At 70.3% G+C, this 11,330-nt stretch carries 10 protein-coding genes; 6 read left to right on the forward strand and 4 right to left on the reverse strand.

The features are described 5' to 3' along the window. Positions 1–14: 14 nt before the first annotated feature. From AB0I38_RS24205 to AB0I38_RS24215, 3 genes are all read left to right on the forward strand, one after another. Positions 15–1,007 (forward strand): hypothetical protein, encoded by a 993-nt coding sequence (locus tag AB0I38_RS24205; RefSeq protein ID WP_358471696.1) that lies wholly within the window; start codon positions 15–17, stop codon positions 1,005–1,007. A gap of 129 nt (positions 1,008–1,136) precedes the next feature. Next, positions 1,137–2,174, forward strand: a complete 1,038-nt coding sequence (locus AB0I38_RS24210; protein ID WP_358471698.1) for a UDP-N-acetylmuramate dehydrogenase — start codon at positions 1,137–1,139, stop codon at positions 2,172–2,174. 221 nt (positions 2,175–2,395) lie between these two features. Next, positions 2,396–2,962: a TMEM165/GDT1 family protein gene (locus tag AB0I38_RS24215; RefSeq protein ID WP_358471700.1), complete on the forward strand. Its 567-nt coding sequence runs from the start codon at positions 2,396–2,398 to the stop codon at positions 2,960–2,962. Between the two features lie 17 nt (positions 2,963–2,979). Here AB0I38_RS24215 and AB0I38_RS24220 read toward each other — a convergent pair whose 3' ends face one another. The 3 genes from AB0I38_RS24220 to AB0I38_RS24230 form a co-directional block, all read right to left on the reverse strand. Further along, complete coding sequence (locus tag AB0I38_RS24220; RefSeq protein WP_358471702.1) at positions 2,980–5,835, reverse strand: helix-turn-helix transcriptional regulator; 2,856 nt, start codon at positions 5,833–5,835, stop codon at positions 2,980–2,982. Positions 5,836–5,953: 118 nt separating this feature from the next. After that, positions 5,954–6,100 carry a hypothetical protein gene (locus AB0I38_RS24225; RefSeq protein ID WP_358471704.1) on the reverse strand — a complete coding sequence of 49 codons (147 nt, stop codon included), beginning with the start codon at positions 6,098–6,100 and terminating at the stop codon, positions 5,954–5,956. A gap of 201 nt (positions 6,101–6,301) precedes the next feature. Continuing rightward, positions 6,302–6,895 carry an RNA polymerase sigma factor gene (locus AB0I38_RS24230; protein ID WP_358471706.1) on the reverse strand — a complete coding sequence of 198 codons (594 nt, stop codon included), beginning with the start codon at positions 6,893–6,895 and terminating at the stop codon, positions 6,302–6,304. A gap of 144 nt (positions 6,896–7,039) precedes the next feature. Here AB0I38_RS24230 and deoC point away from each other — a divergent pair, with 144 nt between their 5' ends. Next, positions 7,040–7,969, forward strand: a complete 930-nt coding sequence (gene deoC / locus AB0I38_RS24235) for a deoxyribose-phosphate aldolase (RefSeq protein WP_436838773.1) — start codon at positions 7,040–7,042, stop codon at positions 7,967–7,969. Between the two features lie 22 nt (positions 7,970–7,991). Here the strand turns inward: deoC and AB0I38_RS24240 are convergent, their stop codons facing one another. Next, a complete protein-coding gene (locus tag AB0I38_RS24240) occupies positions 7,992–8,804 on the reverse strand; it encodes a YihY/virulence factor BrkB family protein (RefSeq protein ID WP_358471710.1) in 813 nt (270 codons plus the stop codon). A gap of 320 nt (positions 8,805–9,124) precedes the next feature. Here AB0I38_RS24240 and AB0I38_RS24245 point away from each other — a divergent pair, with 320 nt between their 5' ends. Beyond that, a complete protein-coding gene (locus AB0I38_RS24245) occupies positions 9,125–10,231 on the forward strand; it encodes an AI-2E family transporter (protein WP_358471930.1) in 1,107 nt (368 codons plus the stop codon). Positions 10,232–10,507: 276 nt separating this feature from the next. Then, a complete protein-coding gene (locus tag AB0I38_RS24250; RefSeq protein WP_358471712.1) occupies positions 10,508–10,930 on the forward strand; it encodes an STAS domain-containing protein in 423 nt (140 codons plus the stop codon). Positions 10,931–11,330 lie beyond the last annotated feature (400 nt).

Consider the following 11,330-nt stretch of genomic DNA (forward strand, 5'->3'; position numbering starts at 1 on the left):
GTAGGCGTGTGCCTATGACTGAAGCCCCACATCATGTCAAGGTCTGGCCCACGGTCCGTTCGATCCCGGTCTCGGCGGTGACCGATGACTCACCGCCGAGTCAGCTGCTACCTCCGCGGATCGAGGACGTGGCCGGCACCAGCGGCACCGGCCGTGACTCCACGGGCGGTGCCGCGACCGGTGTGAGCGCGGGTCGTGACTCCACGGGCGGTGCCGCGACCGGCGTGGGCACGGGCCGGGCCAGACCCGCCACCGGTGGCGCGCGGGGCAACCCGGCCGCCGAGTTCGGCTTCTCGGGCGACCCCGGCCAGCACGGCGTCCCCGACGACGACATGCTGCACGCCCAGCGCGTCTGGGACGGCACCCTGGCCACCAACCGCCTTGACGACCTGGGCGTCAACACCGAGCGGCAACGGGTGGAGACCGCCGGCGTCACCACCACCGTGGGCGTGCTCGTCGACGGCCGCCCCGACGAGGTGCGCCGGTCGCTGCGCTCGGTCCTCGACCACACCGCTGCCACCGTCCTCGCCCTCGATCTCGGCGACGTGGACGGCGCCGGGCAGGTGCTGCGCGAGCTGGCCGAGGAGTATCCGGAACGCGTCACCACCTGGCACGTGGCCGAGCGCCCCGCCTGGCACGACGGCACGGCGTCGTGGGGCGAAAGCCGTACGAAACTGTTGCGGCTCGACACGTCAGAGGTGCACGTGCTGCTGGAGACCCTCGTGACGCTGGACGGAGACGCGATCACCCCGCTCGTCGCGGCGGTCTACGAGGGCGCGGTGGCCGCCGGGTGGATGGGGTACGAGCGCGACGGCGACAACTGGCGCGAGGCCGCTCCCGGCCAGGTGGACGCGCTGAGCGGCGACCTGATGGCGGTGCGCAGGTCGGTGGCGCTGGGCGCCTCTCCGGAGGACGCCCACGACGGGTTCGCGCTGTCGCTCGCTCTGCGCGGCGAGCTGGTCGTGCCCCGCGACCGGCTGGAAGTGCGCCGCACACAGGCTCGCTAGGGCGTGGCGGTGCGCCGCACACGGGCTCGCCAGGGGGTGGCGGTGCGCCGCACACGGGCTCGCTAGGGGGCGGAGCTGCGCCGCACACAGGCTCACCAGGGCCGGTGCGCATCTCCTAAGCTGGGGCGCATGCAGAAGCTCGCTCCGTACACCACGCTGGGCCTCGGCGGGCCCGCGCGCCGATTCGCCGAGGCCGTCACGGCGGAGCAACTCGTCTCTCTGGTGGCCGACGCCGACCGGCGGGCCGAGCCGACCCTGGTGCTCGGCGGTGGCAGCAACCTGGTGGTGGCCGACGAGGGCTTCGACGGTTTGGTCATCCGGGTCGCGACCGAGGGCGTGTCGGTCTCCCGCGACGGCGAGGAGGTGCTGGTCACGGTCGAGGCCGGCGAAGACTGGGACGCGCTGGTCGTCCGTGCCGTGGCCGAAGGGTGGGCCGGCATCGAGTGCATGTCGGGCATTCCCGGGCTGGTCGGGTCGACCCCGATCCAGAACGTCGGCGCCTACGGCCAGGAGGTGGCCCAGACGATCAGGTGCGTGCGGGCCTACGACCGCAAGACCCGGCAGGTCGTCGACCTGGAGGCGAGGCAGTGCGGGTTCGCCTACCGCACCAGCGCGTTCAAGCGTGACCTCGCGCGCCACGTGGTGCTCGCCGTGACCTACGCGCTGGACACCTCGGCGCGGTCGACTCCGATCGCCTACCAGGAGCTGGCCGGAAGGCTCGGCGTCGAGCTGGGCGAGCGGGTCTCGCCGGCCCGCGCCCGCGAGGCGGTGCTGGAGCTGCGCCGTGGCAAGGGCATGGTGCTCGACCCCGACGATCCCGACACCCGCAGCGCCGGGTCGTTCTTCACGAACCCGGTCCTGAGCGCGAAGGAGGCCGCCGACCTGGAGAGCCGCGCGCCCGGTCACCCTCGCTGGGACATGCCCGGCGGCGCCGTCAAGGTGCCCGCGGCCTGGCTGATCGAGCAGGCCGGCTACCCCAAGGGCTACACCCTCGGCCCGGTCCGCATCTCCACCAAGCACACGCTGGCCCTGACCAACCCCTTCGGTCAGGCCGCCACGGCCGACCTGATGGCGCTGGCCGGCCAGGTGCGCGACGGCGTCCGCGAGAAGTTCGGGGTGACGCTCGTCAACGAGCCGGTGCTGGTCAACTGCGAGCTCGCGGAATAGGGCACGGGTCATGTGCCGTTAAAGTTGTTCGGAAACACCGAAGGGGAGTAGTCCCAATCGCGTGATCGACATGCTGGCGCCTCACCGCGCCCGGTCACGCGGGCCTTCGCGGGCGGACGAGACCTTCGGCCTGGCAGTCATGCGAACAAGTCGCTGCCGGGCCGAAGTCGTGCCCGCACATCTCCCCGGGCGCCGCGGTCCGGTCGCGCGGAAGAGGACCGTTGGAAGCGTTCTGGATCAGCCTCGTCGTCATCTTCGTCGCCGAACTCGGAGACAAGAGCCAGCTCATGGCGATGACGTTCGCGACCCGTTTCAAGATCTGGCCGGTGCTGGCGGGCATCACGATCGCTACGACCGCCGTGCACCTCGTCAGTGTCGCCGCCGGTGGCCTGATCGGTGACGCGCTTCCCACCACCGCCATCTCCGTCGTGGCCGGCGTCGCCTTCCTCGGCTTCGCCCTGTGGACGCTGCGCGGCGACGAGCTCACCGAGGAGGAGTCGAGCAAGGCCCAGCGCACCACCAGGAACGCCATCATCGCCGTGACCGTCGCGTTCTTCCTGAGCGAGCTGGGCGACAAGACCATGCTCGCCACGATCACCCTGGCGACGCAGCACGGCTGGCTGGGCACCTGGATCGGCTCCACGGTCGGCATGGTCGCCGCCGACGCGCTGGCCATCCTGGTGGGCCGCCTGCTCGGCAGGCACCTGCCGGAGAAGGTCATCAGGTACGGGGCCGCCGCCGCGTTCGCGGTGTTCGGCGTCGTGCTGCTGGTCGACGCGATCCTCTGAGCCCGGCTACCTGTCGGCTACCTTGTCAGCAGCGAGAGCCGGTGCGCCGCGGCAGCCGCCTCACCCCGGGTGGTGACCCCCATCTTGGCCAGGATGTTCGAGACGTGCACGCTGACCGTCTTGGCCGAGATGAACAGCTCCGCGGCGATGTCGCGGTTGGTGCGGCCGAGGGCCACGAGCCGGAGCACCTCCAGCTCCCGCGGCGTGAGCAGCTCGGAGCCCCCCTGCTGGTGCGCGCCGCCGCCGACGCGGCGCGAGAGCGCCTCGATCTCGTCGATGAGCGGCACGGCCCGCAGCGCCGCGGCCAGCGGGCCGGCCACCGCGAGCCGGGACGTCGCGCCCTCCCGGTCACCCGAACGGGCCGACCCGCCCGCGGCCCGCAGCAGCGCCTTGGCCTGGTTGTGCGGGCGGCTGAGCCGCTCCCAGGCGGCGGCTGCGGCGTCGAAGTCGCCCGAATAGGACAGTTGGTACGCCTCGGCGACCGGCCCACTGACCTTGAGCCTCGACGCCACCTCGGCGGCCAGCTTCGCGACCGCGCGGGCGCGGACCGGCTCGGTGCTCTCGGTCGCGTCGCACACCGTCTTGAGCAGCGACAGCAGCCGCCAGCCCAGCATGGCCTTGGGCGACTGGGCCGGGCGGGCCAGGATGCGCTCGGCCACCGCCAGCGCCTGGTCGGGTTCGCCTCTGGACAGGTGCCAGCCGATGCGCAGCCGGGTGCTGTTGGTGATGTCCTGGACGAAGTCCTCCGGCCGCTCCTTGAGCACGCCGATCTCGGTCAGGATGCTCTCGACGAGAGCCAGGTCGCCCCTGCCCAGGGCGACGTCGGCGCGCACGCGGAGCAGGTGGTGACGCTTGCGCAGCGCCGGCCCCAGATTGAGGGCCCGCTCGACGGTCTCGATGGCCTCGTCCCAGCGGCCGATCGCCTCCAGGGTCTCGGCCCGGTTGTTGAGCACGAACAGCCCGTTGACCCGGAGCCGGCCGTACTTCTTGGACACCAGCCAGCCCTCCTCGCTCAGAGCGAGGGCCTCCTGCCAGCGGCCGAGCTCGTTCAGCGCGTCGATGTTGTTGCCGATCGCCCGGGTGATCAGGCGGCCGGAGCCCTCCTGGCGGCCCAGCTCCAGGGCCCGCAGGTTGGTGGCGAGCGTGGCCTCGGTCTCGCCCGCGATCGAGTGGCCGAGCGCCTGGTTGAGCAGCAGGTCGCCTTCGAGGCACGTGTCGCCGAGCTCCCTGGCCAGCCGGAGCCCCTCCTCGACGAGCGCGAAGCCCTCGTCGAGGTCGCCGCTGAGCATGAGGTGCCGGCTGATCGTCATCACCACCTCGACGCGGTCGAGTGTGGGCTCGGGCACCAGCCGCAGGGCATGGCGCAGGTCGTCGAGGACGGAGGTCTTGCCCTTGTCGACCTTGCAGTTGGCCCAGCGGACGATCAGTTTGGCGACCCGGTCCGGCTCGCGCGTCTCGTCCAGCTGTGACAGGGCGGCTTTGACGAACTTGATGCCCCGGTCGAGCTCACCACCGGCCAGCGCGGCCTCGCTGGCCCGTTCGAGCACCGCCGTGTGGTCGGCGCCGATCCGCCCGGCCGCGTCGGGCACCCGGTCCCAGAGCGTGAGCACGCGTTCGAGCAGCGGGATCGCCTCGGTGTAGGCGAACGCGCGGAACGACTTCCGCGCCGCCTCCCAGGCGGAGATCAGCGCCCAGAGGTCGTCTCGCGCGCCGTACCAGTGATGGGCCAGCTCGACCGCGGCGCGGCCGGGCGGGACGAGCCCGCGGTCGCGGGAGATCTCCTCGGCGTAGCGCGCGTGCAGCCGCTGGTGCTCGCCGGGCAGCAACTCCTCGTGTACGGCTTCGCGGATCAGGGCGTGGCGGAAGACGTAAGCGCGGTTGTCGGCGATCTGCAGCACGTTGCCGGCGATGGCCGGGCGCAGCGCGGTCTCCAGCTCGATGTCGGACAGGCCGCTCACCGCGGCGAGCAGTGCGTGGCCGACTCGGGTGCCGCCGGCGGCGGCCATGCGCAGCACCCGCTGGGTCTCCTCGGGGAGGCGCTCGACCGCGCCGAGGATCAGGTCCTGCATCGACTCGGGGAAGGTGGAGTCGGCGCCGCAGTCGAGCAGCGCCTCGACGAACAGCGGGATGCCCTCGCTGCGCTCGTAGACCTTCTGCACCGTGGGGTATTCGGGGGCGTTGCCGAGGATGCCGGCCATCTGCTGGGCCACCTCGTCCCGCGACAGGCGGGGCAGGTCCATCCGGTAGACGCCGTCGACCCGGCCCAGCTCGGCGAGCACCGGCCGCAGGGGGTGCTGGCGGTGTAGGTCGTCGGAGCGGTAGGTCATGACGATCAGCACCTGCGGGGTGCGCAGGTTGCGGCTGAGGAAGGCGATGAGGTCGCGGCTGGACCGGTCGGCCCAGTGGATGTCCTCGATCAGCAGGATCGTGGGGCGGCTGTCGGCCAGTCGTTCGAGGAGGGTGAGGAACTGCTCGAAGAGCCGGGCGCGGCCGGTGTCGGTCTCGCCGTCGCCGTTCGGCTCGCCGAACTCGGGCAGCAGCCGGGCCAGATCGCGCTCGGCCCCCTCCGGCAGCAGCGCGGCGATCTGTGCGGGGCCCTGCTCTCTGACGAGCTGCCTGAGCGCCGCGGTGAACGGCGCGTAGGCCAGGCCCTCGGTGGAGAGCTCGACGCAGCCGCCGTACAGCACTCGGGCGCCGCCTTCGGCGGCCTGCTCGACGAACCGCTGGACCAGCCGGGTCTTGCCGACTCCGGCCTCGCCGCCGAGCAGCACGGCCGTCGCGGCGCCTTCGCGGGCCTCGTCGAAGACTTCTGTGAGGGACGCGAGCTGCTCTTCCCGTCCGACGAAGACGGGACTCACCGAACGTCCCAGCATGTCATCCAGCATGTCATGCCTCACGTAGCGCTTTCGACCGGTTTATGGGCTTACAAGCCTTACGGGGGTACAGAGGCCCGGCCGCGAGGGAGGATGCGGCCGGGCTCTCGTGTGGGGGTCATGCGGGACGGCGCTTGCCGAAGACCGAGCGGCGCTCGGACTTGTTGGCGCGCTGGGCCTCCCGTACCTGGCGGTGCCGGGCGGCGGCCGCCCGCAGTTCGCTCGCCTGGCTCTTCATGAGCTGGAACTCAAGCTCGGGGTTCACGGTGTCTCCTAAAATGTCGTGCTTCTTCCTGACATCCTTAAGACTCCCGCTAAGGCCCACCCCGCCACATCGGGCGGATGCCCTATCTCCGGCGGATCATCGGCTCAGGGGTACCTAGGACCCTGCCTTGGCCTGCCTTAGTACCTGCCTTGATAGCCGGTAACGGCTACCAAGGCGATCGGGAATGGCCCCGCTTGAGCGTCACTCACCCCTGGTGGTGAGGCTGGGGCCGCCGTCGTCGTGCTTCGAGGTCACGGTGCCCTGGGGGTCAGGCCCGCCGGGAGCCGGGTCCGAGGGCAGCGGCATCGGGACGGCCTCGCAAGGGGCCACCGCGCCGTCGATCACCGTCAAGGACATCGCCCCGGCCACCTTGCCGGGATCGTCGCCGTCCACGGAGATGGCCAGGACCAGCGTGTCGTCGCTCCCGAGTCGTCCCTTCTCGATCGTGAAGTCGATCCCCTTGCCAGCACCGCCCATGGCCACCCGCATCGGCCCCCTGGAGGTGCCCGCCTCCAACCGCCGGCCCGCGATTCGGCTGTTCACCTCCGCCTCACGAGCCGTACGGCGGTACTGCGCGGCCACGACGTTGCGCGCCACGCCGTACAACCAGCCGAGCTCGCTGCCCCGTCCGGGGCGGTAGGTGTGGGCCGAGTCCACGGCCGCCAGGAAGACGTCGGCGGTCAGGTCGGCGGCCAGGTGAGAATCACTCACCCGGCGCACCACGAACCGCATGACGGCATCGATATGGCGGCGATAGAAGGCCTCTAAGGCCGCGGGGTCATCATGGAGGCGCACTGGCCTCGCTCCCTTCGTCGTTCGCCCTTACACCTGTGTTTGGTACGAGCGCGGCCAGGCGTTTCCGTCCCACGTCAGACAGGCGGCGACAGGTCCGGTTTGGAGGTAGCCCGCATGGTCGGCGATGCTGTGGAGGTGTCAACTGTGACTACCTCGCTCGCGGACGTCGCCTCGTCCAATGCGACGCTGCGAGCATTCCTGCACGGCCTGCCCGGTGTCGACCGGGTCGGCGCCGACCAGCGAGCCGCGATGCTCGGCACCCGTTCCATCAAGACGACAGCCAAGGCCCAGGCCATCGACCTGGCCATCTCCATGGTCGACCTCACGACGCTCGAAGGCGCCGACACCCGGGGCAAGGTCCGGGCGATGTGCACCAAGGCGGCGCACCCGGGCGACGGCGCTCCCACCGTGGCCGCCGTCTGCGTCTATCCCGACCTGGTGGCGGTGGCCGCCGAGGCCGTGGCCGGCACGGGGGTCAAGGTCGCCTCGGTCGCGACCGGGTTCCCCAGCGGGCGCACCTCTCTTGAGGTGAAGGTGACCGACACCGCGCTCGCCGTGGGTGCGGGCGCCGACGAGATCGACATGGTGATCGACCGAGGCGCCTTCCTGTCCGGCGACTACCTGAAGGTGTTCAAGGAGATCGTCGCGGTGAAGGCCGCCTGCGGCGAGGCCCACCTGAAGGTGATCCTCGAGACCGGCGAGCTGTCCACCTACGACAACGTACGGCGCGCGTCCTGGCTGGCCATGCTGGCGGGCGCCGACTTCATCAAGACCTCCACCGGCAAGGTCTCCCCGGCGGCCACGCCCCCGGTGACGCTGATCATGCTGGAGGCGGTGCGCGACTTCCGCGACCAGACGGGCAGGCAGGTGGGGGTGAAGCCGGCGGGCGGCATCCGCACCACCAAGGACGCCATCAAGAACCTGGTCCTGGTCCACGAGACCGCCGGCGACGACTGGCTCTCACCCGACTGGTTCCGGCTGGGCGCGTCGTCGGTGCTCAACGACCTGCTGATGCAGCGTCAGAAGCTGTCCACCGGCCGCTACGCGGGCCCCGACTACTTCACCCTGGACTGACGAGCGGGGACGCAGGCTGAGGTCACCGTGGATCTGGCCGAGTGGCCAGGTCGGTGACATCGCCGGTGGCGCTGGTGGCCGCCAGCGCGGTGGCGAACAGGATGAGCTGGTTGAGCACCTTGAGGAAGAGCAGCATCGCCACTGCTCCGGCGACCACCTGGTAGGCGGGGTTGGCGGCGGTGAGGTTGAGCAGGGCTTGGCCGAGGGTCTTGAGGATCTCCAGGCCGATCGTGATGACGAGCGCCGGGCCGATCACCCGGCGCAGCGGCACACGCAGCCGTGGTGGCGCGGTCAGCAGCGCCATGGCCAGCAAGGTGTTGCCCCCGATTCCCAGCACGAACGCCGCCACCGACAACACCCACCGGGCGGGGGTGGCGTCCACACCCACGGTGCTCACCGCAAGCCAGGTCAGCACCCACTCGGCGGCGAAGGCGACAGTGAGCGACAGGAAGAGCAGCACTCCGAGCCCGGCCACCACGCCCAGGTCGATGATCTGGCGCAGGAAGAAGTTGCCCGGATACTCGTCGAGCCGCCAGATCGCCCTGGTCGCCGAGCGCAGCGTGTCCATCCAGAACAGGCCCGTCAGCGGCAGGACCACGCAGGCCACCAGCCCGGCCGTTCCTCCGGCATCGCGAAGCGCTTGGACGTCCAGGCGCGGGAAGGTGTCGCTCAGGTAGCGCTGCACCTCGGCCAGCGCCGCAGGATAGTCCAGCATGCGGCTGAGGATGGCGAACCCCAGCAGGGCCAAGGCGAAGGTGGCGAAGAAGGCGTAGTAGGTGAGGGCGGCCGACAGCCGACCGGCGTCGGCCTTGTCGTAGCGGATCAGGGCGCGCACCGTGTGATCCAACCAGCCGTGCCGGCTCCTCGCTCGCTTCCAGCCTGTCGCCATCCGGCCGGCCCAATGCCGGGCGGCGCTCATGGGCGGGGCCGGCACGTCGGCGAAATGCGGCCGTGAGCGCGCGCCGCGGTCGTTTCACAGAAGATGACTCACCATGCCGTCGTGAGAAAGCTGGTAGGGCGGAATGCCCCCTACCCATGATGCAAAAATTTACTTCTCCAACATTTCTTGGCTCAAAGCCTGAGAGCGTGCCTATCCCCGACAGGTGGGGCAGTTGCCCGTCCATGGATTCACCTCAGGAGCGCCTGTTGCGGTTAGTGCCACCGACCTTGGCGAAGATGGCCGCCTGGTGCGCGTGTCTGATCGTCATCGGCATCGTGGCCAACTACGTGTTCGGCTTCGTGGCGACGATGCGCATCGTCGCCCTGCCGGTGGCGGTGGCCCTGCTGCTGACCGCGCTGCTGTTCCCGCTCACCCGGCAACTGCGCGCGTCGGGCCTGCGGGCGATCTACGCCACCTGGGTCACCATGCTCGTCGCCTTCACCGTGCTGGCCGGGACGGGGTGGATCATCGGCGTCCGGGCCAACGAGGAGTTCCCCGGCCTGGTGACACAGGTCAGGCAGACGGCCAAGACGGTGGAGGGCTGGCTCTACACCGGCCCTCTGAACCTGGAGCCCATGCAGCTCAGCGGCTGGGTGGACGAGATCGGCAAGCTGGTCACCGAGCGGCAGCAGCAGATCACCTCGACGGTTCTCGCGGGCACCGTGGTGGTGGTCGAGGTGCTGGCCTCGATCGTGCTCCTGCTGTTCGTGACGTTCTTCCTGCTCAAGGATGGCGACCGGATCTGGTCCTGGTTCCTCAAGGGGTTCGGCCGGATGGCGCCGCGGGTCGACCGGGCCGGACGGACCGCCTGGACCACGCTGTCCCACTACGTGCAGGGCACGGTGGCCGTGGCCGCGGTGCACGGCGTGCTCATGGGTCTGGTGCTGGCCATCCTGGGCGTCCCACTCTGGGCGGCGCTCGCCGTTCTGATCTTCCTGGCCAGCTTCATCCCCATCGTCGGCATCCTCTTCGCCGGTGTGGTCGCGACGCTGGTCACGCTCGGCGCGAAGGGCCCGATCTACGCGCTCATCTTCGTCGGCATCTTGATCGTCGAGCAGCAACTGGAGAACCACGTGCTCCAACCGCTGATCGTCGGCCGGGTGCTGCACTTCCACCCCTTGGCGATCATCATCGTGCTGGCCGTCGGCGGCATCCTGGCCGGGATCGCGGGCGCGGTCGTGGCCGTGCCGATCACCGCCATCCTCTACCGGGCCGTGCCCGAGCTCTTCAAGGATGATCCGATCCCCCTCCCGCCAGGACGGGCCCCAGAGCCACCGGCGCAGGCCGTACCTCCTGGGAAGGAACCCGAGCAGAAGGACTGACAGGCTCGAAGGCGGCCGAATTCCTGCGTCGATGATCACGACACGCCATGAGCGGCGCAGTCGTCAAACCGGCCTGGTCACCACACCGGCGTCAGGCCGGTGTTCACACCTGGCGATAAGCAGGGCGCAGATCGCTGCTTTCCACCTGGTCGAGCCCATTGGACGATCACGTCACCGCACCTGACTGCTCCGCTCACGCCCGCCCCGACGATCGCGTTCCTGACCGCCTCACCCTTCCGGCCACGTTGCCCGTACTTCCCATCCGCAGGAGCCAGCATGAACACCGCAGACCCGCCCGGCGATCTCACACCCATCAGGACCACCGGCCCACTCCTGCGTATCACGCCGCTCGTCGACCTCGCGGGTCTGCGGATCGAGGGCGAACTCGACCGCGCCACGCTGCCCGCCCTGCCCCTCGCGCTGGCCTCGATGTCGGGCCGTGGCAGCTTCTCCGTCGATCTCAGTGGCCTGGTCTTCTGCGACGTCGGCGGCCTACGCACCCTGGTCATCGCCGCCGTCGGTCTCCGCGGCGGCCACATCCTGACCATGCGGTCACCCTCCCCGCAGGTACGACGCCTGCTCAAGCTCACCGGCTGGCACGAGACGGCCGGCCTTCGCCTACAGGCGCAGTCGCTAACTCTGCCCGGCTCGCCCGGGCCGACCCACCCAGGCCGAGCCCATGATCCACCTGCCCGATAGATGCCTTCCCGCAGTGAGCGAACGCGCCGAGTCAGCGGGCCTGGCCGGTGTCCGCGCGCGGCATCGCCAGGCGTCTCACCGACCTCATCACCGCCTCGACGTGTGCCAGTGGCCGCCCTCTGGTGATCACCGTACGAGATGAGCTCTTCTCCCCTTCACGATTGCCCGGAGAGGAGGCTCGGACTTGACTGTCTCAGGGGCGGCGACCTTTTCCGAAGGGGGGCCGCCAGGGTGCTCAGGTCGGAGTCGCGTGATCGTCGGCGTGTCACGCTGACCCCGTCGACTCCGCCGAGTGCCCTGGTCGGACAAGAACGGCGGGCCCGCCCGGCGGCGCTGACGTCACCTTGACATCGTGGGCGCTTGATGTGCCCTCGAAGCAGTCGATATGACCGTCTAGGCT

The organism is Nonomuraea cavernae (assembly GCF_040655715.1).
GTDB lineage: Bacteria > Actinomycetota > Actinomycetes > Streptosporangiales > Streptosporangiaceae > Nonomuraea > Nonomuraea cavernae_A.

Coding starts and splice junctions, on each gene's coding strand:
- AB0I38_RS24205 (WP_358471696.1), top strand. CDS start 15: ATGACTGAAGCCCCACATCATGTCAAGGTCTGGCCCACGGTCCGTTCG.
- AB0I38_RS24250 (WP_358471712.1), top strand. CDS start 10,508: ATGAACACCGCAGACCCGCCCGGCGATCTCACACCCATCAGGACCACC.
- AB0I38_RS24220 (WP_358471702.1), bottom strand. CDS start 5,835: ATGCTGGGACGTTCGGTGAGTCCCGTCTTCGTCGGACGGGAAGAGCAG.
- AB0I38_RS24210 (WP_358471698.1), top strand. CDS start 1,137: ATGCAGAAGCTCGCTCCGTACACCACGCTGGGCCTCGGCGGGCCCGCG.